Raw genomic sequence first — 20,821 nt, 5'->3', positions numbered from 1 at the left:
ATTTTTATGGAAGTATATGGTAAATAGAGAAAAGTTTCCTATTTTTGTGGAGTAAATAACTAGTCCTAAAATCAGTAGAAAAGTAAATCATTATGGAAAACGAAAATAATAACAATCCGGAACAATTGCAGATAGAGCTGAAAGAAGAAGTGGCTCAAGGTACGTATGCCAATTTGGCTATTATCACTCATTCTACATCTGAATTTATACTTGATTTTGTACGTATCATGCCGGGACTTCCTAAGGCCGGCGTACAGTCGCGTATAGTGATGACTCCTGAAAATGCCAAACGCCTGATGTTTGCTTTGCAGGATAATATCGTAAAATACGAAAAGAATTTCGGACCGATTCAGATGCCAGAGCAGCAGCGCAATGCCAAAACCTTTGTACCCCCTTTGAGTGATTTCAAAGGTGAAGCATAAGAAGCACTTAGAACTAGATATAAATCCGACTGGAATCGGTGCAGGCCTGAATGGGTTTGCCCGATTTGCAGTCGGTCTTTTTTTGATGTTGTTTTTCTTGTGAGAAATTTAAGTGTATTTTTTAGGGAATAAGAAGCTGTTTTGAATTTATCGTGCGATGATTTGGGATGAGTTTTTGAGGCATTTCCGCTTCTGTGATGAGGAAGATAGCGGGCTATCTGACGAAGAACAGGAGCGAAAAGGACCAAAAAATCGCCCAAAGCACACACGAAAACGGATACATCAAGCCAAGAAAAACTTTTTGGAGAAATTCAAAACAGCTTCTAATAGTTCCATGGATGCGCCATCCCGGCGTATCCACGGATTTTTTTAGTGTATAACCTATCTAGAAAATTAATGAAAAGCCTTATTCCCAGATTCCTTCCGATGTCATTTGTATACGTCTGATGGTACCGTCTTCGTTATAGTACAGACGGTCGATACAGATGGCCCGTCGGAAACCGCAGCCATCGGTATTAATACTCCCGTTGTGGTAGATGAAATAGGATTTCCCCTTGAATTCAATGATAGCCTGATGGTTGGTATTCGAATTACCAGCTATTTCGTTCAGGATGCCTTTGTATTCCCATGGACCGTTAATGTTGCGGCTCATGGCATAGCAGATTTTTTCAGGAAACTCGGATGCAAACGACAGGTAATACCAGCCGTTATGTTTGTGTATCCAAGGCGCTTCGGTGAAACGGGGCAACTGTATGGGCATAATCGGACCGTCCAGTTCTGTCATGTTTTCTTTCAGCTTGGCATAATAGCATTGGGTATTTCCCCAAAATAAATATGCCTGTCCGTCATCATCAATGAATACAGTAGGGTCTATGTCGTCCCATCGGATGGAGGTATATTCAGTTGTCATGTCATTGGTAATAAGTGCCGAACCACGTGCATCTTTAAATGGACCGATAGGAGAGTCGGAAACGGCTACTCCGATAGATTTGCCGGGAATAGTGGCATGTTCTACGGTCACATACCAGTAGAATTTTCCGTTGCGTTCGATTACCTGGCTTGCCCATGCTTCTCCTTTCGCCCATTTAAAATCGGTAGCTTTTAATGTATAGGCATGTTCGGTAAAAGTATGCATATCTTCGGTAGAAAAAATGCACCATTCGTTCATCAGGTAGTATTGTTCGGGAGCAGGGCATTCATCGTGTCCGGCATAAATGTATACTTTGCCGTCATAAACCATTGCTGCAGGGTCGCCCAGATATTTATAATTGACTATCGGGTTGCCAGATGCAACAAACGTTGTATCATTGTTACTGGCAAAGGTCGCAAAGCTGCCGGCACATATCATCAAAGTCAGCAGCATCATGGATTGAATACGTGTGTTCATGTTTACTTTTCTTTATTAGATTTTTATGTCATACAAAAATAAGAATGTTCACTTCCAGGAAGGTGGATATTTACCTTTCTTTGGTGGACATTTGTTTTTTGTTGTATAGTTTGGAGGTTTGTTACTTCATTTCAAACGAATAGTGACTTTCAGGTGGTGTTTTGCCATATTAGAAAAAAATGATAATCTTCTTTTTAGAAACTGTTTTTGAATTTATCGTGTGCTGATTTGGAATGGGCTTTTGAGGCATTTCCGCTTGTGCAATCGAAGTATATATGCATTTTCTGAAGGCATGCATCATGCCTGCAGGTAGCTCTACCGGTGTGTCTGTGACGGGGGATTTCCAGGTATCGGGCAGGCAGATTCGGGGAGAGGGGTGGATATTTATCCGTTTTGGGTGGATATTTGTTTCCTGTAGCTGCTTTCTTCGGATGAAGTGTTCTGCCGGTAAAAGAAAGTTCGTATATTTGTTGGTGAAGATAGATGGGGAACACCGGAGTGGATGCTCCGGGATACTTGTCGTTAACTATTAGAGACAGATACTGATGAAAATACGATACTGTTCATTGCTTGTGTGGATATGCGTGTTGCTGCATATACTTCCTGCCTTTCCGCAGAATAGGGGAGGCAATTATTTGTTTACCCATCTGACAATGGATGATGGGTTGCCCAAGAATTACGTGGAGGATTTGATGAAAGACAGCCGTGGCTTTTTATGGGTCTCTACAGGGGGAGATGGTGTGACGCGTTATGACGGGTACGATTTTATTACATTCAATGCTTTTTCGGGAGAGACACGGCTGAAGAATAATTTCATCGTGAAGTTCTGTGAGGACCATTTCGGACGGATCTGGATGGCGGGAGAGCAAGGCTTGGATATTCTGGATGTAAATAGTCTGCGTTTGATAGGTGGCCAGGAGCTGGGTGGAAAATTTGCATCGGCTGCTTTTCATTCCGCCTCTTTTGTCTATTGTTCTTCTTCTGGCAATGTGTGGGTGGGTGCAGATGATGCTTTGTATAAAATCGCGTTTTCTTCAGACGGTAAAGTGGAGTATATTACACGGATATGCGATCTTTATTTGTATAACCGTAGCTTGGCTTTCTGTGAGGCGGATGGATATATTTGGTTTGATTATCTGGGCACATTGTCATTGATAAAAGAAAGTGTGTCAACTCCTCAAAAACCGGTGCCGGTATTTTCGTCTGATGCATTTATTCCGGCAAATACCGTCATGCAGTGCATCTTCCCTTGGCAGAATGACTTATGGATTGGAACCAATAAAGGATTGTTTCGTTATAACGTACGGACAGAAATATCAAGGGCTTATTATTATAATGAGCGTGACCCGTTTTCGTTGTCGCAGAGTTATGTGACGGATATCAACCTGACTCCCGATGGGGTATTGGTAGTCGGTACCTTGAAGGGGTTGAATCTGTATAATGCCGTAAGCGACAATTTTACCCGCATCCTTCAATCGGAACAGGCAGACGGTGCATCCGGATTGAATTGTAATTTCATCAATTGCCTGCTTGCCGATGAAAATTTGCTTTGGATAGGTACAGAGGTGGGAGGATTGAACAAGATGTTCATTTCGCGTTTGCAGATACAGAACGACTTGCATTCACAAGAAGATGCAGGAAGCCTTTCGGGGAATCTGGTTAATGCTATCCTGGAAGATGAAAACGGGTCGTTATGGATAGGGACGGTTGAGGCTGGGCTTAATCTTCGCCGTGCAGGGAAACAGTATTTCGAGCATTATACAACGGGATTGCCGTCACGCTTGAGCCATAATTCGGTCAGTGCGCTGGCGTCTGACGGGAAAGGCCGCATTTATGTAGGAACGTGGGGCGGAGGTTTTGGCTGGGTGAGTGGAAATAATTTGTCCGACAAGACTTTTCATCCGGTTTTGTCTTCCGAAATTCCTGAACTTTTCCAGGCTTTTGTCAGTGTGCTGCTTTACGATTCGTTGAATGACTTGTTATGGATTGGCACGAACCGGGATATATTGGCCTATCATCCAGCTACGGGGAAAGTGTTTGATCCTTTCCACGGCAAGCGCCGGGGAAGTGTTTATGGGTCGTTGGGAGGATGCATCACGTCCGATGGCATTTTATGGATAGGGGTCAGCTCTGGGTTGTATCAGATTGATTTGCACACGTATGGGAAGGACTCTTTGGAATATGCCTTGTATGACCATAAGCTTGATAATCCTTCCGAGCGGATGGCAGAGCGGATAACATCGGTTTGTCCCGGGAAAGATGGGGATGTATGGATTGGTACAAATGGGAATGGCTTTTATCGGGCAAAAGGGAAAGTCGGCAATTGCCGTTTCAAGGCTTTTACTGCGAAAGATGGTTTGATAAACGATAATGTGATAGGCGTGTGGGAAGGCAAGGACGGATATGTCTGGCTGACTACCAATAATGGCTTGTCACGTTTCAATCCCAAAGATAATACGTTTCAAAATTATACGAAACACGACGGCTTGCTCAGCAACCAGTTTTATTGGAATGCCATCGGCGGCTCGAAAAACGGTGAAGTGTATGTCGGCAGTACGAACGGTTTTTCGGAAATCCGTTTTATCCCCCGTGTAGAATCGGATAAAGGATTTCCATTGACATTTACCGGACTGTTTAGTTTTGACCGTGACGTGGCATTTGCGGATAATCGGGTGAATATTCATGAACGTGACAAGCAACTGACGGTGCATTTTGCATCCTTGGATTATAATCCTTCTGCCTTGGCATGTTATGCTTACCGGTTGGAAGGATTTGATGACAAGTGGATAGAGGTTCCTGCCAATCAGCATACCGTATCCTATACCAGCCTGCGTCCGGGAAAGTATGTGTTCGAATTGCGTTATGCTTCGGATGGAAAAAACTATGTTTCGCCTACGCAGACTTTGATGATTGAGGTTACGCCTTATTTTTACAAGACTTTTTGGTTTCAGTTGCTTGTCGGGCTGGTCTTGCTGATGTTGGTATATGGGCGGTTCCGCTCATTAAAACATCAGCAGAAATTGCTTCATACATTGGTAGAAGAGCGTACCCGGAAACTGGAAGAACAGAAAAAGCTTTTGTCCGACCAGAAGGAGGAACTTTCACATCAGAATAAGTTGTTGAAAGAATCGAACGAGAAGATTACCAGCCAGAAGAACAAGATTCTGGAAATGTCACGGAAGGTGGAAGAACTTACTGTTGACAAGCTGGCTTTCTTTACTAATATTACGCATGAATTCCGTACTCCGCTTACGTTGATCATCGGTCCTATCGAACGGGCTTTGAAGTTGAGTTATAATCCTCAGGTTATCGAACAGCTTCATCTGGTGGAACGCAACTCAAAGTACCTGTTGTCGCTTATCAATCAGTTGTTGGATTTCCGGAAGGTGGAAGAAGGACGGGTGAAGATTGTTTCCAATTACGGTAATATCCGTAGCTTTGTAGAAGAATTCATGCCTTCGTTTACGGTATATGCGCAGGCACGTGACATTGATTTGCGTTGTTATGTCCGTCTGCACAATCCGTTTATGATGTTTGCCGAAGATATCTTGCGTAAGATTCTGGCCAACCTGATAAGCAACGCCCTCAAGTTTACCCCTAAAGGCGGGCAGGTATCTGTTTATATAGCTTCGCTGATGTCAGAAAACGGCGAGAAGTTGTTTATTAGCGTAAGCGATACAGGGAAAGGAATCCCCCAGGAAGACATCGACCGTATTTTCAACCGTTTTTATCAGGCGGATAACCAATATCAGGTATCGGTGAGCGGGCAGAGCGGAACGGGCATCGGGCTGTATTTGTGCCGGAAGCTGGTCTTGTTGCTTTCGGGCGAGATAGGAGCGAAGAACAGGCCGTCGGGTGGTTCTACCTTCCGTGTCTTGCTGCCTGTGGTGCGTGGAGAGCAGCCCCGGCCGGCAGTGGCAGAAACCGAAGAGATACATCCCGAACTGATGCGTAACAGCCGGCTGACGATGCTGGTGGTAGAAGACAACAAGGACATGCGCGATTATACCCGCTCTATCTTGCGCGAGTATTATAATGTGGTAGAGGCTGCTGATGGGGAAGAGGCTCTCCGGATGCTGAAAACGTATTCGGTGGACTTTATTATCAGCGACCTGATGATGCCGGTGATGGATGGTGTGGAACTGTTGCATCGCGTGCGGAGCGATTTTTCCATTTCCCACATACCTTTCCTGATGCTGACCGCCAAGACTTCGGACGAAGCCCGGCTGGACAGTTACAAGATGGGGGTGGATGCCTATCTGCTGAAGCCTTTCGATGAAAACATGTTACTGGCACGTATTGCCAGTATTCTGGAAAACCGTAAGCGTTTCCAGCAGCGTTTTTCTATTGACATGGATACAGATTCCCTGGAGTTGGCAAATGAAAATTCGGGAGACAAGAAGTTCCTGGAAAAGGCGATGATGGTGGTGAAGGATAATTATAAGAATTCCGATTTTGAGGTGAGCGACTTTATTCGTGAGATGGGCATCAGTAAAAGTTTGCTGAATAAGAAGATGCAAAGTCTGGCAGGTCAGTCGGCTGGTCAGTTTATACGTAACTATCGGTTGAACCTCGCTCGTGAACTGTTGTTGAAAAACAAGGTGAATCATACGATGAATATTTCGGAAATAGCATATGCTGTAGGATTCAACGATCCGAAATACTTCACCCGTTGTTTCACAAAACATTTCAATGTTACGCCTAGTAGCCTGATGGAGGATTGATTGGGGAAGCTCTCCACCTGAAAGGGGCGTTTGTCCACCTCGTTTTGTGTTTGTTTTTGCAGCTTTGCACTATGCTTGCCAATCGAGTGAGTCTAATTATTGAATCAGATATAAAACCACAAGCGTATGAAAAAAGCTATTTTATTGACCATGTTTTTAGGTTCAGCATGGTGTGGCTTCGCCCAACAGCCACAAGTTACCGACAATCCGTTCGTGCACGACCCGGTAATGGCGAAGCAAGGTGATACTTATTATTTGTTCGCTACGGGCGAAGGAGTGTCTGTCATGTCCTCTAAGGATTTAAAGACTTGGAAGTTCGAGAAACCCGTGTTTGCCGAAGCTCCTCAATGGGCGGTGGAAGCTGTAAAGGGGTATAAGGGACATACATGGGCTCCCGATATCATTTACCACAATGGGTTGTATCACTTGTTTTATTCTTGCTCGGCATTTGCCAAGAATACTTCGGCTATCGGACATGCTACCAATCCGACGCTTGACCCGTCTGAACCTGACTTTAAATGGACGGATCATGGAAAAGTAATCCAGTCGATTCCCAACCGGGATATGTGGAATGCTATCGACCCTAATATCATCATCGGTGAGGACGGTACGCCATGGATGAGCTTCGGCTCATTTTGGGATGGTATTAAAATGGTGAAGCTTACTGATGACCTGATGCAGGTGGCACAGCCTGAAGAATGGCATTCGCTTTGCAGCCGTCCGCGTTCGTTCGAGCTGGATGATAAAGATCCGGGTGATGGAGCTGTAGAAGCTCCGTTTATCATGAAGCACGGAGACTATTACTATCTTTTCGTTTCATTTGATTATTGTTGCCGGGGGAAAGATAGTAATTATAAAGTCGTGGTAGGACGCTCGAAGTCGGTTGTCGGACCCTATGTCGACAAAGAAGGGAAACCGATGGCAAAAGGAGGCGGAACGCTGGTGATAGAAGGAAACGAAGCGTATGCCGGTATCGGACATAACGCAGCTTATCATCTGGACGGAAAAGATTATTTCTTATGCCATGCTTATTCGATTGCAGAAGATGGAGCCCCGAAATTGTTTATACGCGAAATGACATGGACATCTGACGGATGGCCTGTAGTCAATTATTAAATGAAGAATGAAGAATGATGAATGAAGAATCGCTTCGCCCGCATGGAAATTCTTCATTCTTCATTCTTCATTTCTCATTCTTCATTCCTGCTAATCAGTTCCAGCAGTTTCTCCACCGCCTGCTCTTCGGGGATATTCTTTTCAATGCATTCTTTTTTCTTATAAAGGCTGATTTTGCCTCGTCCGGCACCTACATAGCCATAGTCGGCATCTGCCATTTCGCCCGGACCGTTTACGATGCAGCCCATGATGCCTATCTTCAAGCCTTTCAGGTGCGAGGTCGCGGCCTTGATGCGGGCGATGGTTGCTTCGAGGTCGTAGAGCGTACGTCCGCATCCCGGGCAGGAGATGTATTCGGTTTTCGAAGTACGCAGGCGTCCGGCTTGCAGGATGCCGAATGCGGTTTCGTCTGATTTCAAGTCGGAGATAGCATCACCGTCGTTATAAAGCAAGATGCCGTCGCAGAACCCGTCGATGAGTAAAGCGCCCATATCCGTAGCGGCTTTCAACTGGAAATCTTCCAGACAGGTTTCCTTATAGTACTGGAAGAACACCAATGGGTTTTTCAGCCCTAATGCCATCAGTTGGTGGGCTAAGCCGCGGAACTCGCCCAAGCGGTTCACATGGTTGCTCTGTGCGATGATGACGGTTTCCGGATGGCGGCGCAGGCAGGCGATTGCTTCTTCGTCCAACGTCAGATAGGTAAGGAAAAGGAATTTCCGTTCTGCCTGGCTGAAATGAAGCTCAATCAGTTGTTTGTGGCTGAATGCCGGATACGTGCCTTCGCTTCCGTCCCAGCGGTTAGCGTCTACGATGTAGCCGATGCCCGGCTGGCGTTCTTCGGGCAAGGTCTGCCCGCAATAGATATAGTCCGGACGGAATTGTCCGCTTGTCTCCATATTCCCGTTGAGGCGTGCCGAAATGACTACGGGCACTTGTTCTCCTCCGATGTTTCCCACGGGTGTAGTAGCACGGCGCGCAGGGTCGGTGTAGCAAAAGCCTTCCGCTTCCATCCCGGGTATGTAGACATGGCCGTTCCGCTTGGCGACGTAGTCCACCAATTTGCGTGCAACGGGTATTTCGGCTTCAGGAGCTTCTGTAAGTGAGACACGGATGGTGTCGCCCAGTCCGTCGCATAGCAGGGCTCCGATGCCCAATGCCGACTTGATGCGCCCGTCTTCCCCGTCACCCGCTTCTGTCACGCCTAAATGAAGCGGGAACGCCATGCCTTCTTTTTCCATTTGCGCCACCAGCAAGCGGACCGTTTTCACCATAATGACGGTATTCGATGCCTTGATGGAAATGACCACGTCCGTGAATTGTTCTTCCACGCAGATGCGCAGGAACTCCATGCACGATTCCACCATGCCTGCCGGTGTATCGCCATAGCGCGACATGATACGGTCGGACAGCGAGCCGTGGTTCACCCCGATGCGTATGGCGGTATGGTTTTCCTTGCAGATGTTCAGGAAAGGGACCAGCCGTTCGCGTATCTTTTGTATCTCTTTGGCGTATTCTTCATCCGTATACTCCAGCTTCTTGAAGGTACGTGCGGCATCGGTATAGTTGCCCGGGTTAATGCGTACCCCTTCGGCATAAAGTGCTGCCACTTCCGCCACTTTCGGATTGAAGTGGACGTCAGCAATCAGCGGTGTGCCGTAGCCTTTCGAGCGCAAGCCGATGTTGATGTTCTTCAGGTTCTCGGCCTCACGTGTGCCTTGGGTGGTGAGGCGCACATATTCGCCTCCAGCTTCAATGATGCGGATGGCTTGTGCTACACAGGCTTCGGTATCGGTGGTAGGCGTATTGGTCATGCTTTGCACCCGGATGGGGTTAGTGCCTCCCATAGGTGTGCCGCCTACATATACTTCGCTTGCCTGGCGGCGTGAATAATTGAAATAATCCATGTTTTTTTTAGTTGACAAGGTACCAGTTGACAAGGTGACAAGGTTCTGAATACCTTTGTTGGCACCAGTCGATGGTATCTGAAACCTAGTCACCTAGTACCTTGTCACCTAGTTACCTAAAAAATCAATCTACTTTGTACTCGTATTTCACCTCTTTCAGGTCTTGGTTGGCTTTGACGATTTTGTTTTTCAAGCCTTCCTTGTATGCGGCAAACTTCTGTGCCAACGCCTCGTCAGACAGGGCGAGCATCTGCACGGCAAGGATGGCGGCATTCATCGCCCCGTTGATGGCTACCGTAGCCACGGGGATGCCCGGAGGCATCTGAAGGATGGAATACAAGGCATCTACACCGTCCAGGACGGAACCTTTGATAGGGATGCCGATGACGGGCAGTGTGGTATTGGCGGCAATGACACCCGGCAATGCAGCCGCCATGCCGGCTCCGGCAATAATGACTTTCAGGCCCCTGCCTGCGGCTTCTTTGGCAAACTTCTCCACTTCGGCGGGAGTGCGGTGGGCGGAAAGGGCGTTCATTTCGAACGGCACTTGCATGTCGTTGAGGAAAGCCGCAGCCTTTTCCATAACGGGAAGGTCGGAAGTGCTTCCCATGATGATACTTACAATCGGTTTCATGTCGTTTGTTTTTTGAGGAGTTAAGAAGTTAAGGAGTTAAGAAGTTAAAGAGGTTCGTTTTCATCAACCTGACTATTGGCTTTAACTCCTAACGGAGCGCAGCGGAGTGATAACTCCTTTAACTCCTTAACTCCTTTATTAAATTATTCATTAATCAGTTGCTTGTATGCTTCTGCATCCAGCAGTTCGTCTAGTTCTGATGCATCAGTCGGTTTGATGCGTACCAGCCAGCCTTTGCCGTACGGGTCTTGGTTCACCAGTTCCGGATGCTCTTCCAGTTCCGGGTTTACTTCCAGCACCTCTCCGCCTATTGGGAGGAAAAGGTCGGAAACGGTTTTCACTACCTCTATGGTGCCGAACACTTCGCCTTTGTCCAGCGTCTCGCCTTCGGTGGTGATGTCTACAAAGACGATGTCACCCAATTGGTCTTGTGCGTAATCGGTAATGCCTACATAGGCTTCTTCACCTTCCAGGCGAATCCATTCGTGTTCGTTCGTGTACTTTACATTCGTAGGGAAATTCATAATTCGAGATTTTAAAGGTTTATATTTCCTGCAAATGTACGAATTTAAAATGAAGAATGAAGAATGGCGGAGCCAGAATTTCTTTATCCGTATGGTAAACCTTGCACGGGCAGGCGTAGCGAATGGGGAATTGAAGCCGGATGAGAGCGTGATGCATATACCTGCGTTTGTGTCCGGAACTATATGCATCGGCATGCGCATATAGGTGCATCGCCGGCCGCTCTTTCTTCCGGTAGCGGGAAAAGCCGGATACTGGTATGGGAAGTCTGAACGGATTTTACGTTTCGAAAATGTCTAATTTCCTCTCTTGGACGGTCGATATATCAGGAGAATCATTACTTTTGCCAGTAAAACCAAGAAATTATTACCATGAAAAAGAAAGTACTTTTGTGTTTGCTTAGTTTCTGTTCGCTCTTTGCATGGGCGCAAAGGCAAGAGACATTGTTAGAGAAGAACTGGAAATTCACGAAAGGTGATGCGCCTGAGGCTGTGCAAGAGACGTTTGACGATACGCAATGGGAAACCGTGACCGTGCCGCATGACTGGGCTATCTATGGTCCGTTCGACCGGAGCCATGACCTGCAGAACGTGGCGGTTAAGCAGAACTTCGAGACGCAGGCTTCGGTGAAGACGGGACGCACCGGAGGACTTCCCTACGTGGGCACAGGCTGGTATCGCACCACCTTCGAAGTGCCTGCGGGCAAAGAGGCTTCCCTGGTGTTCGATGGTGCCATGAGCGAGGCGCGGGTTTACGTGAACGGAAAAGAAGCGGGCTTCTGGCCGCTGGGGTATAATTCGTTCCACATTGACGTGACACCTTATATCTATACGGACGGGCGGAAGAATACGCTGGCAGTACGTTTGGAAAACCGCCCGCAGTCTTCGCGCTGGTATCCGGGGGCAGGGCTTTACCGGAACGTACGGCTGGTGACTACAGAAAAGGTGCATGTGCCTGTATGGGGGACGCAGCTTACTACGCCTCATGTGGAAGCCAGCTATGCCTCGGTGAAGCTGCTTACCACCGTTGCCCATGCAGGGGATAAGGATATCCGCATCGTGACGGAGATTCTCTCACCCGAAGGGAAGGTGGTAGCAGTGAAAGACAATACGCGCAAAATCAATCACGGAATGCCCTTTGAGCAGAACTTTCTGGTAGATGCCCCGAAGTTGTGGTCGCCCGAAACGCCTTTCTTGTATAAGGCGGTATCTAAGATTTACGTGGATAACCGGCAGGTGGACGAATACACGACCCGTTTCGGCATCCGCAGCCTGGAGATTGTGCCCGACAAGGGTTTCTTCCTGAACGGGAAGCACCGCAAGTTCCAAGGGGTGTGCAACCATCACGACCTCGGTCCGCTGGGGGCTGCCGTGAATGTGGCTGCCCTGCGCCGCCAGCTGACGATGTTGAAGGACATGGGGTGCGACGCGATACGTACCGCCCACAACATGCCGGCTCCCGAACTGGTGGAACTGTGCGACGAGATGGGCTTTATGATGATGCTGGAGCCGTTCGACGAATGGGACATCGCCAAGTGTGAGAACGGTTATCACCGCTTCTTCGGCGAATGGGCGGAGAAAGACATGGTGAACATGTTGCGCCATTACCGCAACCATCCCAGCGTGGTGATGTGGAGCATCGGCAACGAGGTGCCTACCCAGTGGAAGCCCGAAGGGTATAAGGTGGCTTCGTTCCTGCAGGACATCTGTCACCGCGAAGACCCTACGCGTCCGGTCACATGCGGCATGGACCAGGTGTCGAGCGTGTTGGGCAATGGGTTTGCCGCCATGCTGGATGTGCCCGGATTCAATTACCGTGCCCACCGGTATGTAGAAGCCTACAACCGCCTGCCTCAGAACATTGTGCTGGGCTCGGAAACATCTTCTACGGTCAGCTCCAGAGGGGTGTATAAGTTCCCGGTACGGAAGCGCGGCGATGCCAAGTACGAAGACCATCAGTCGAGTGGATATGACTTGGAGCATTGCTCGTGGAGCAACGTGCCCGATGAGGATTTCGCCCTTGCCGACGATTATCCGTGGACCATCGGCCAGTTTGTATGGACGGGCTTCGATTACTTGGGCGAACCTTCGCCTTACGATACCGATGCCTGGCCCAGCCATAGCTCGTTGTTCGGCATTATCGACCTGGCAAGCCTGCCCAAAGACCGCTATTACCTCTATCGGAGTATCTGGAACAGGAAATCACCTACCTTGCACGTGTTGCCGCACTGGAACTGGCAGGGCAGGGAAGGCGAAAACACGCCGGTATTTGTCTACACCAGTTATCTCGAAGCGGAACTGTTCGTGAACGGCAAGAGCTATGGGAAGCAGCGCAAGCTGACGCGCGAAGAAAGCCAAGCCCTGCAGGGCAAGGATTCGCTTTGGCTCCAGCGCCGGTATCGGCTGATGTGGATGGATGTGCCATACGAGCCGGGCGAGCTGAAAGTAGTGGCTTACGATGCATCCGGAAAGGCGGCGGACGAAAAGGTAGTGCGTACGGCTGGCAAGCCTCACCACATTGAGCTGGTGGCAGACCGTACGGAGCTGGCGGCAGACGGGAAAGACCTTGCCTACATCACGGTGCGCATCGTGGACAAGGATGGCAATCTGTGTCCGATGGACAACCGCCTGGTACACTTCTCGGTAAAGGGGGCAGGCACGTATCGTGCTTCGGCAAACGGTGACCCTACCTGCCTCTATCTGTTCCACGAAAACCGGATGCCAGCCTTCAGCGGTGCATTGACCGCCATAGTACAGACTAAAGAAGAAGCCGGAGAAATCTGTTTCGAGGCGAAGGCAAAGGGTGTGAAGGGCGGCAAGCTGACCTTGCGCACGGTGCGTGAATAGTCTGTATATATTATAATTGGGAGATTTTTGAGCAAACGATAAAACCTGTCGTTTGCTCTCTTTTTATCTAAAGATTTGGTGGATACCGGCAAAACGCGGAAAACATTTGGTGGAAATGTGATATCAAGATTTTTGCACAAACGACATGTTTTGTCGTTTACCCTTTTTATCTTTGCCTCGAACTAAAAAATAAACACTATGGGAAAACGGTTGGAAGGTTTGCAGCGCATGTTGGTCATTCTCAACAAGCTGGAAGGCAAGAGGCGGTATGTGCCTGTGGAAGAACTGAAACACTATGTGGCAGATGCAATGGCATTGCGCGGCTATTCGGGTGTGACGCAACGCACGTTGCAACGCGACTTCAAGGAAATAGAAAGTCTGTTTGGCATCAGTATCGGGTTCAACGAGAAAGCCCACGGGTATTATATAAAGGAAGAAGACAAAAATGCGCCGGAACGGTACGGCCAGCTGCTTCAGAACTTCGACCTGCTCAATGCCTTGGAAGGAGACACCAACTTGCGCACCTATGTGTTGGCGGAACATCACCGCCCGTTGCCCAGCGAGTGCCTGCCGATGCTGATAAGTGCCATCAAGCATACACACCCTGTGGTGTTCCGCTATACGCTGGTAAGGCAGGGCGATAAGGTAGAGGAAAAGAAAGTCCTTCCCCATTACTTGAAAGAGTCGAACCAGCGGTGGTACCTGTTGGCATACGAAGGGGATGTGCTGAAGACTTTCGGAGTAGACCGTATCCGTGACCTGCGTATATGCGCAAGCGAGACTTTCAAGCGGAATATGGATATAAACGTGGACGAGCTTTTCCGCGATTGTTACGGCATCTGGAACCAGCCGGACATCCCGGTAGAAGACGTCGAACTGAAGTACGATGCCTTGGACGGCAAATTCCTGAAGTCGGTACCTTTGCATCATTCCCAGCAGGTCTTGACAGACAATGCGGACGAGTTCCGCATCAAAGTACACCTGCGTATCACCAATGATTTTGTGATGGAGCTGCTTTCCCGAAGCCGTTCGCTGGAAGTCATCAGCCCGCCCCACCTTAGGGAACGGGTACGGAAAGTGTACGAAGAAGCGTTGAAGCGGAATGAATGATCGTAGGTTGAAGCATAACAGGAACTCAAAAACTTAAAAACTCAAAAACAGAATACTTATAGCCTATGAAAAAGATCTATTTATGTATGCTCATCGTTGCGTTTTGTTCGTGTATGGTCCATGCGCAGACGTTACACCGCTATGTGGTGGAAGTGGAAACGGTTCCCGATAAGAGGGAATACAAAGCTGAAAAGCTGATTAACGGCAATGTGCGGCTGGAGCCTCAAGGTCCGAGGAAGACGGTAAGGTATTACGAAATCCTTTCGCGCACGCCCTTGACGGCAAAGCAATGCCAGGATTCTATCCGGTTGGGCAAAGCCCGTCAGGTTTCCAAGCCTGTACGGAAGTACCGGCACCGGAAGAACGTGACGCTGGAAGGTTGGGACGGTGTCAATCCGGCGGATGTGGAACCTACAGAGTATGACCTCAATTACGAAGACCCCGACCTGTATGATTTTATAGCAGACTGAAAACTTTTCCGTAAATAACATTAAACTGCTTTCGAAAAACGGATATATACTTCGATTGCCGGTGAAGTATATATTCTTACCCAGTTTCAGTATATATGAAACTGCGAATGAAGTATATATTCGTTTTCAAAGCAATATGGCTGTTTGGGTAAATAAATGCCTAATGCTTCCACGCCTTGTTCATAGTTAAGCACTTCTTTGGCTACATTTTCCTCAACTCTAGACAATCGCTTTTTCCGGATAGTATCATAGTAAGATGCAGCCTGTTGCGGAAGCCTGCGGATATAGGTGCGTTGGTTTTTCCATTGATTTTCCGTAAATCTGTATAAGGGTTCCTCTTTGAAATCAAGAGAGTTAGAAGAATTACCTCGTTTTCGGGTAATGAGTTGGCAACTGTTCTAATTGCCGTGGTCTGCATCGCTTTGCTTGTTCCGGTAACTCTTCGGAGGGCAAAGGTACAAAATAAGAACAGAAGAAAGAATATCTATGCCTTTCTTTCTTCTGTTTATAAATGGAACAAAATAACGAAAATCAAATAAGTTCAGTTGCTATCTATTCTTACCACTCGGAAACCAACATTGGCATAGCCTTGCGAGCCGTCCCTTGCTACATCGGATTTCTCACTGCGGCAATCGTCACGGTCGGAATCCCAACTGCCACCTTTGATAATATGCAGTCCGTCAGCATTGGTCGAGGAACTCCATTCCCAACAATTTCCCCAAAAGTCAATGCCGCCACAGGCACCCTTGCTTTGCGCGTATGCATCCACAGTTGTCAATCCACGTTCCGCATGACCGGAATTCATGGAAACATCCTTGGGCATGTGTCCGGCGGCAAGCACCCATTCTTCTTCGGAAGGCAGGCGATAACCGTGCTTGGTATCTTTTGCAGAGAGCCAGTTGCAGTAGGCTTCGGCATCCTTGAGCCCAAATCATTAAAAATGATTTGTTTCATGACTTCCTTTTGCCTTAATAAATAATACGATTTTCCTCCGTCCAGCCAAGGCAATGCCAGCGTCTAGAAGTGGCAATCACTCAGTTTTTGCGCGTATGTTTTTTCTTTCGGCTGCGGCTTCCTCTTGCAGTTGTTTGTAAAGTACTTGTTGGTCGGAAGTCAGCACAGCCGCAATGTCTGTTATCAGCTTTTCCATTGCTTCTTTACGCTTTTCTTTGGGGGCGGTGTTTATGCAATGTGACGCAGGAACTTGCAGTCAATGCCATTATTGCCATTATCGCCATTCCCAGTTTTCTTGTTGGTCTCATACTGTTCAATGTTTTAAGTTATACATTCATGTTGTCCGTTCTCGTTCGTAAGCTCGTTTGAGCGGACGTTCTGCTTATAAGACCCGGCAAAGGAATAAAAGTAAAATTGACGATGTAAGAAGCTGTTTTGAATTTCTCCAAAAAGTTTTTCTTGGCTTGATGTATCCGTTTCCGTGTGTGCTTTGGGCGATTTTTTGGTCCTTTTCGCTCCTGTTCTTCGTCAGATAGCCCGCTATCTTCCTCATCACAGAAGCGAAAATGCCTCAAAAACTCATCCCAAATCATCGCACGATAAATTCAAAACAGCTTCTAATTTTTTCCGTGATTTTCTTCTGATTGCTATTTTATCGCGTTAATCTGTTGTTTCGTTCGATTTTTTCAGCGATATTTTTTATTTTTGTCCATTGCTATTCCACTCGTTACTTTATTGACGTTTATCAGTTGTTTTGTTACAACAAAACTGATTTCGTACATACCTGGTAGCCGTTGGATTATCGGATAAATACTTTGCAGGTAACTGCAAGCGTACAAGATGGATTTGACAATATCAAATGAAATTATTATGAGGATAAGACTTTTATTGCTTTTATTGATGTGCGGTTTGATGTTTTCCGTTAAGGCTCAAACTTATCAGCCTACCGCAGAGAATTTGAAAGCCCGCCAAGAGTTCCGTGACAAGAAATTCGGTATATTCCTGCATTGGGGATTGTATGCCATGCTGGCAACAGGTGAGTGGACCATGACTAACAAGAACCTGAACTATAAGGAGTACGCTAAGCTGGCTGGGGGATTTTTTCCTTCGAAGTTTGATGCTGCCAGGTGGGTGAGTGCCATTAAAGCATCGGGGGCGAAGTATATTACTTTTACGACACGTCATCACGAAGGTTTTTCGATGTTTGATACGCAATATTCGGATTATAACATTGTGGATGCCACACCGTTCAAGCGTGATGTGCTGAAGGAGCTTGCCGATGAATGTCGTAAGCAGGGCATCGGTTTACATCTTTATTATTCGCATATCGACTGGTACCGTGAAGATGCGGTATGGGGACGCACGGGACGTGGAACGGGGCGTCCTAACCCAAAAGGGAACTGGAGGAGCTATTATACTTTCATGAACAACCAGCTGACTGAGTTGCTGACCCATTACGGCCCTATCGGTGCTATTTGGTTCGACGGTGTATGGGATCAGGATCAGAATCCCGGCTTTGATTGGGAATTGGATGAGCAATATGCTTTGATTCATCGATTGCAACCTTCCTGCCTGGTGGCTAACAATCATCACTTCACACCCTTTCCGGGAGAAGATATTCAAATCTTCGAACGTGACCTTCCAGGAGAAAATAAAGCCGGACTTTCGGGACAAGACATTAGTTCTTTGCCTCTGGAAACCTGCCAGACGATGAACGGTATGTGGGGGTATAAGATTACAGACCAAAACTATAAGTCGGCTAAAGACTTGATTCAATACTTGGTGGGTGCAGCCGTGAAAGATGCTAACTTATTATTGAATATTGGTCCGCAGCCCGATGGAGAATTGCCCGAAGTGGCGTTGCAACGTCTGGCGGAGATAGGTGAGTGGATGAAAGTTTACGGTGAGACCATTTATGGCACACGTGGCGGATGTGTCGGTCCGCATCCTTGGGGAGGCACCACCCAAAAAGGCAATAAGCTTTATGTACACATCCTTAACCTGCAAGACAAGGCTTTGTTTCTTCCGCTTACCGGCAAGAAAGTAAAGAAAGCTTTTTATTTCGTAAACGGAACACCCGTGAAATACGAGAAGAACCGTGTAGGTTACACGCTTTTGCTTGATAAAATACCGACGGATATTGATACGGTGATAGCATTGGAACTGGAGTGAGCCGGATTCAGATAAACAATATTCCGATAATACCACAGAACAGTCCGATGAGGAAGCCTCCGCCCACTTCATTCAAGGTGTGCTGGCGGACGATGATGCGTGCCGAGCCTAGCATGCCGGTGAGCAGGATGAAGATGCAGAGCCACCACGTAGGATTGAACTGGAATATAAAACTGTATGAAAGCAATCCGCCTATCATCATGCCGCCGCTTGCCATGTGGGTGCTGATTTTCCATTTAAGATTAATAAGCGCACAGATGACCATACAGAGCAAGGTTGCCACGATGATGCCGCCCATATAGCGGGGAAGATGATAACGGTACATCGTGACAAGGCATCCTACATAGCTCAGGATGGTAAGGATATAGGGTACATAGCGCCGTTCGCGTTTGCCTAGTTCATGAAGAGACCATCCGTTGATTTTCTGCATCAGATATATGCTCAGCATCGGCAAGAGGATGGTGAAACAATACACTATGGCAAGCACGATAAGTTTGTATTGGAGTGGCAATATGCGCAGGTAGGTGAAGAGAAAGAGCAGGACAAAGGCCACGAAAGGGACCATAAAGGGGGTGAATACAGCCGACAGGATACGGGCTGCCGTTACCCACGGGTCTTTTTCTTCTCTAGGGTTCCGTTGTACGGGGTCGTGATAAGTCAGTTGGTCGGGGATGTTTGTATCTTCCATTGTTTTTATCTTCTTAGTCGTGCTACAGGGATGTTCAGTTGCTGCCGGTATTTGGCTACAGTGCGCCGTGCGATGGGGTAGCCTTTGTCTTTCAGTATATTGGCAAGTTCGTCATCAGTATAGGGTGCGTTCTTGTCTTCATGGTCTACACATTCTTTCAGTATACGCTTGATTTCGCGGATAGAAAGTTCTTCGCCGTTTTCGGTAGTATATCCGTCGCTGAAGAAAAATTTGAGCGGATAGATACCGAAGTTGGTCTGCACATATTTACTGTTGCTCACGCGTGAGATGGTAGATATATCCAGATGGGTACGTTCTGCCACGTCTTTCAGTATCATCGGGCGGAGGAGCGATTCGTCTCCTTCCTGGAAGAAGGGGCGTTGCAGGTCGATAATTGCCTGCATGGTACTCATCAGGGTTTGTTGGCGTTGTTTTACGGCATTGATGAAGTTTTGTGCTGCGTCTACTTTCTGTTTCAAGAACAGGAGGGTATCTTTCGATTCCTTGCTTTGGTTCGCTTTGTTGCGCGTATGCTCGTCCAGCATGTCGGTGAATTCGCGGCTCAGCCGGAGTTCGGGTACGTTGTGGTTGTTGAGGCTGAGGCTGATGGTGCCGTCGTCTTCGGTTTCAACGATGAAGTCGGGAATGATTTGTTGCAGGTTTTTCCCGATGGCTTCTCCCATTGAGCTTCCAGGACGCGGATTGAGTTTTACCAGTTCTGCTACAGCATCGTTGTATTGTTTTTCAGTGATGTTCAGTCTTTGTAAGATTCTGTCTTTGTTTTTTTTGGTGAAGTCATCGCAACATTTGTCGATAATGTTGTATTCGATTTGTTTCAAGGGTGAATCTTCTTTCCGTCTGATTTGCAGGAGCAGGCATTCTTGCAGGTTTCTTGCTCCGATTCCAGCGGGGTCGAAGTCCTGGATGACAGACAAAACGTGTTCTACTTCTTCGGGTGTGGTGCTGATGCCTTGGTAGATGGCAAGTTCGTCGATGATGGAGTCAATGCTTTTCCGCAAAAGCCCGTCATCGTCGAGTGAACCGATAAGGTATTCTCCCAATTGCTTTTCTTCGGGTGTCAGGGCTTGCATGTCAAGCTGTTCTTTCAGGGTTTCATAAAAAGAGACATTGTCCGAGAAGGGTATGTCTTCGGGAGTATCGTTTTTTGAGCGGTTGTTCTCTTGTAGTTTGTAGTCGGGGATGTCATCTTCGGTACGATAGTCACCCAATGAGAGATCTTCTCCATAATCGGTGTTGGGCTCGCCGTCCTGGTCGGTGGTGGCATAGTCTTCCCCCTCATCGCCGTGCAGGTCATCTCCAGAAGGCTCCTTGCCTTCTTCCAGTGCCGGATTGTCCAGAAGTTCCGCGTGGACGCGCTCTTCCAGTTCTACCGTAGGGAGTTCCAGTAATTTGACCGCTAAAATCTGTTGGGGCGACAAGGTTTGTACTTGTTGCTGTGTCTGTGTCTGTACTTGACTTGAATGTATTGCCATAAGCCGGATTTGATTAACTTTCGCAAAGGTAGGAAATAAATTTGAGAATGAATCGTTTTTTCCTTATCTTTGTTCAGTCATGCCAGATTTGCAATCCGGAGCCATTTGTTGATGATGCGGATTGCAAATCCAGCGTGACGGGGAAACATCTATGTAGGGGCGTATCGCATACGCCCGTATGCATCCACTAATCCGCGTAGATGTATTCAGGGCGTATGCGATACGCCCCTACAAGATTGGTCACACACTGTGTGGCGAATTGGGAAGGGCAAGTAAAACAGGGGCGAGCAAACCCTGCCCCTACGGTTGTTTTTGTGAAACGAGGAATATATAGTAGAACAAAATTGGTTTGCGAAAAAATCTTGATGTATTGTCA

The 20,821-nt window shown here is 47.5% G+C and carries 16 protein-coding genes and 1 pseudogene; 9 read left to right on the top strand and 8 right to left on the bottom strand.

Annotated elements, in window-relative coordinates; genetic code table 11:
• The first annotated feature begins 92 nt into the window (after window positions 1–92).
• Together B5G04_RS02865 and B5G04_RS02860 are read left to right on the top strand one after the other, a co-directional pair.
• Entirely contained in the window at window positions 93–422 is a 330-nt protein-coding gene (locus B5G04_RS02865; RefSeq protein WP_022040256.1) for a DUF3467 domain-containing protein, read from the top strand.
• Between the two features lie 157 nt (window positions 423–579).
• Entirely contained in the window at window positions 580–795 is a 216-nt protein-coding gene (locus B5G04_RS02860) for a hypothetical protein (RefSeq protein ID WP_158098082.1), read from the top strand.
• A 33-nt stretch (window positions 796–828) separates the two neighbouring features.
• Here B5G04_RS02860 and B5G04_RS02855 read toward each other — a convergent pair whose 3' ends face one another.
• Window positions 829–1,788, bottom strand: coding sequence for a glycoside hydrolase family 43 protein (locus B5G04_RS02855; RefSeq protein ID WP_087251478.1), 960 nt, complete (start codon window positions 1,786–1,788; stop codon window positions 829–831).
• Between the two features lie 566 nt (window positions 1,789–2,354).
• On the opposite strand from B5G04_RS02855, the gene B5G04_RS02850 reads away from it, so the two are divergent.
• Window positions 2,355–6,533 (top strand): two-component regulator propeller domain-containing protein, encoded by a 4,179-nt coding sequence (locus B5G04_RS02850; RefSeq protein ID WP_087395685.1) that lies wholly within the window; start codon window positions 2,355–2,357, stop codon window positions 6,531–6,533.
• A 126-nt stretch (window positions 6,534–6,659) separates the two neighbouring features.
• Window positions 6,660–7,649, top strand: a complete 990-nt coding sequence (locus B5G04_RS02845; RefSeq protein WP_087395682.1) for an arabinan endo-1,5-alpha-L-arabinosidase — start codon at window positions 6,660–6,662, stop codon at window positions 7,647–7,649.
• 74 nt (window positions 7,650–7,723) lie between these two features.
• On the opposite strand, the gene B5G04_RS02840 is transcribed toward B5G04_RS02845, so the two are convergent.
• The 3 genes from B5G04_RS02840 to gcvH form a co-directional block, all read right to left on the bottom strand.
• Window positions 7,724–9,556, bottom strand: coding sequence for a 4-hydroxy-3-methylbut-2-en-1-yl diphosphate synthase (locus B5G04_RS02840; RefSeq protein ID WP_087395680.1), 1,833 nt, complete (start codon window positions 9,554–9,556; stop codon window positions 7,724–7,726).
• Between the two features lie 124 nt (window positions 9,557–9,680).
• A complete protein-coding gene (gene purE / locus B5G04_RS02835) occupies window positions 9,681–10,190 on the bottom strand; it encodes a 5-(carboxyamino)imidazole ribonucleotide mutase (protein WP_013617968.1) in 510 nt (169 codons plus the stop codon).
• A gap of 143 nt (window positions 10,191–10,333) precedes the next feature.
• Window positions 10,334–10,714, bottom strand: a complete 381-nt coding sequence (gene gcvH, locus B5G04_RS02830) for a glycine cleavage system protein GcvH (protein ID WP_087395676.1) — start codon at window positions 10,712–10,714, stop codon at window positions 10,334–10,336.
• Window positions 10,715–10,748: 34 nt separating this feature from the next.
• Here gcvH and B5G04_RS19600 point away from each other — a divergent pair, with 34 nt between their 5' ends.
• The 4 genes from B5G04_RS19600 to B5G04_RS02815 all read left to right on the top strand — a co-directional run bounded on the left by B5G04_RS19600 (window position 10,749) and on the right by B5G04_RS02815 (window position 15,138).
• Entirely contained in the window at window positions 10,749–10,919 is a 171-nt protein-coding gene (locus tag B5G04_RS19600; RefSeq protein WP_158100020.1) for a hypothetical protein, read from the top strand.
• Window positions 10,920–11,083: 164 nt separating this feature from the next.
• On the top strand, window positions 11,084–13,558 hold the full coding sequence (gene galB / locus B5G04_RS02825) for a beta-galactosidase GalB (protein ID WP_087395672.1): 2,475 nt from the start codon (window positions 11,084–11,086) through the stop codon (window positions 13,556–13,558).
• A 198-nt stretch (window positions 13,559–13,756) separates the two neighbouring features.
• The gene (locus B5G04_RS02820; RefSeq protein ID WP_087395669.1) at window positions 13,757–14,668 is read left to right on the top strand and encodes a WYL domain-containing protein; all 912 of its coding nucleotides are present in this window, start codon (window positions 13,757–13,759) and stop codon (window positions 14,666–14,668) included.
• 65 nt (window positions 14,669–14,733) lie between these two features.
• Window positions 14,734–15,138: a hypothetical protein gene (locus B5G04_RS02815; RefSeq protein ID WP_087395666.1), complete on the top strand. Its 405-nt coding sequence runs from the start codon at window positions 14,734–14,736 to the stop codon at window positions 15,136–15,138.
• Window positions 15,139–15,679: 541 nt separating this feature from the next.
• Here B5G04_RS02815 and B5G04_RS02810 read toward each other — a convergent pair.
• Window positions 15,680–16,048: pseudogene (locus B5G04_RS02810) on the bottom strand (SUMF1/EgtB/PvdO family nonheme iron enzyme); the annotation flags it as partial.
• A 370-nt stretch (window positions 16,049–16,418) separates the two neighbouring features.
• The gene (locus tag B5G04_RS19595; RefSeq protein WP_158100019.1) at window positions 16,419–16,685 is read right to left on the bottom strand and encodes a hypothetical protein; all 267 of its coding nucleotides are present in this window, start codon (window positions 16,683–16,685) and stop codon (window positions 16,419–16,421) included.
• A 277-nt stretch (window positions 16,686–16,962) separates the two neighbouring features.
• Here B5G04_RS19595 and B5G04_RS02805 point away from each other — a divergent pair, with 277 nt between their 5' ends.
• A complete protein-coding gene (locus B5G04_RS02805) occupies window positions 16,963–18,264 on the top strand; it encodes an alpha-L-fucosidase (RefSeq protein WP_087395844.1) in 1,302 nt (433 codons plus the stop codon).
• A 7-nt stretch (window positions 18,265–18,271) separates the two neighbouring features.
• Here the strand turns inward: B5G04_RS02805 and B5G04_RS02800 are convergent, their stop codons facing one another.
• Together B5G04_RS02800 and rpoN are read right to left on the bottom strand one after the other, a co-directional pair.
• Window positions 18,272–18,952 carry a phosphatase PAP2 family protein gene (locus B5G04_RS02800; RefSeq protein WP_204246988.1) on the bottom strand — a complete coding sequence of 227 codons (681 nt, stop codon included), beginning with the start codon at window positions 18,950–18,952 and terminating at the stop codon, window positions 18,272–18,274.
• Between the two features lie 5 nt (window positions 18,953–18,957).
• The gene (rpoN, locus tag B5G04_RS02795) at window positions 18,958–20,445 is read right to left on the bottom strand and encodes an RNA polymerase factor sigma-54 (RefSeq protein WP_087395663.1); all 1,488 of its coding nucleotides are present in this window, start codon (window positions 20,443–20,445) and stop codon (window positions 18,958–18,960) included.
• Window positions 20,446–20,821: the final 376 nt, after the last annotated feature.

Origin of the sequence: Bacteroides sp. An51A, assembly GCF_002161565.1 — a bacterium.
Classification (GTDB): domain Bacteria; phylum Bacteroidota; class Bacteroidia; order Bacteroidales; family Bacteroidaceae; genus Phocaeicola; species Phocaeicola intestinalis.
The sequence above is the reverse complement of the archived record's forward strand: the minus strand, read 5'-3'. Positions and strand labels throughout refer to the sequence as shown.

Excerpts from the sequence above, each read along its gene's own strand:
- purE (WP_013617968.1), bottom strand. The coding sequence starts at position 10,190 with ATGAAACCGATTGTAAGTATCATCATGGGAAGCACTTCCGACCTTCCC.
- B5G04_RS02860 (WP_158098082.1), top strand. The coding sequence starts at position 580 with ATGATTTGGGATGAGTTTTTGAGGCATTTCCGCTTCTGTGATGAGGAA.
- B5G04_RS19600 (WP_158100020.1), top strand. The coding sequence starts at position 10,749 with ATGTACGAATTTAAAATGAAGAATGAAGAATGGCGGAGCCAGAATTTC.
- galB (WP_087395672.1), top strand. The coding sequence starts at position 11,084 with ATGAAAAAGAAAGTACTTTTGTGTTTGCTTAGTTTCTGTTCGCTCTTT.
- B5G04_RS02845 (WP_087395682.1), top strand. The coding sequence starts at position 6,660 with ATGAAAAAAGCTATTTTATTGACCATGTTTTTAGGTTCAGCATGGTGT.
- B5G04_RS02820 (WP_087395669.1), top strand. The coding sequence starts at position 13,757 with ATGGGAAAACGGTTGGAAGGTTTGCAGCGCATGTTGGTCATTCTCAAC.
- gcvH (WP_087395676.1), bottom strand. The coding sequence starts at position 10,714 with ATGAATTTCCCTACGAATGTAAAGTACACGAACGAACACGAATGGATT.
- B5G04_RS02840 (WP_087395680.1), bottom strand. The coding sequence starts at position 9,556 with ATGGATTATTTCAATTATTCACGCCGCCAGGCAAGCGAAGTATATGTA.
- B5G04_RS02800 (WP_204246988.1), bottom strand. The coding sequence starts at position 18,952 with ATGGAAGATACAAACATCCCCGACCAACTGACTTATCACGACCCCGTA.
- B5G04_RS02865 (WP_022040256.1), top strand. The coding sequence starts at position 93 with ATGGAAAACGAAAATAATAACAATCCGGAACAATTGCAGATAGAGCTG.
- B5G04_RS02850 (WP_087395685.1), top strand. The coding sequence starts at position 2,355 with ATGAAAATACGATACTGTTCATTGCTTGTGTGGATATGCGTGTTGCTG.
- B5G04_RS02815 (WP_087395666.1), top strand. The coding sequence starts at position 14,734 with ATGAAAAAGATCTATTTATGTATGCTCATCGTTGCGTTTTGTTCGTGT.
- B5G04_RS02855 (WP_087251478.1), bottom strand. The coding sequence starts at position 1,788 with ATGATGCTGCTGACTTTGATGATATGTGCCGGCAGCTTTGCGACCTTT.
- B5G04_RS19595 (WP_158100019.1), bottom strand. The coding sequence starts at position 16,685 with ATGATTTGGGATGAGTTTTTGAGGCATTTTCGCTTCTGTGATGAGGAA.
- B5G04_RS02805 (WP_087395844.1), top strand. The coding sequence starts at position 16,963 with ATGAGGATAAGACTTTTATTGCTTTTATTGATGTGCGGTTTGATGTTT.
- rpoN (WP_087395663.1), bottom strand. The coding sequence starts at position 20,445 with ATGGCAATACATTCAAGTCAAGTACAGACACAGACACAGCAACAAGTA.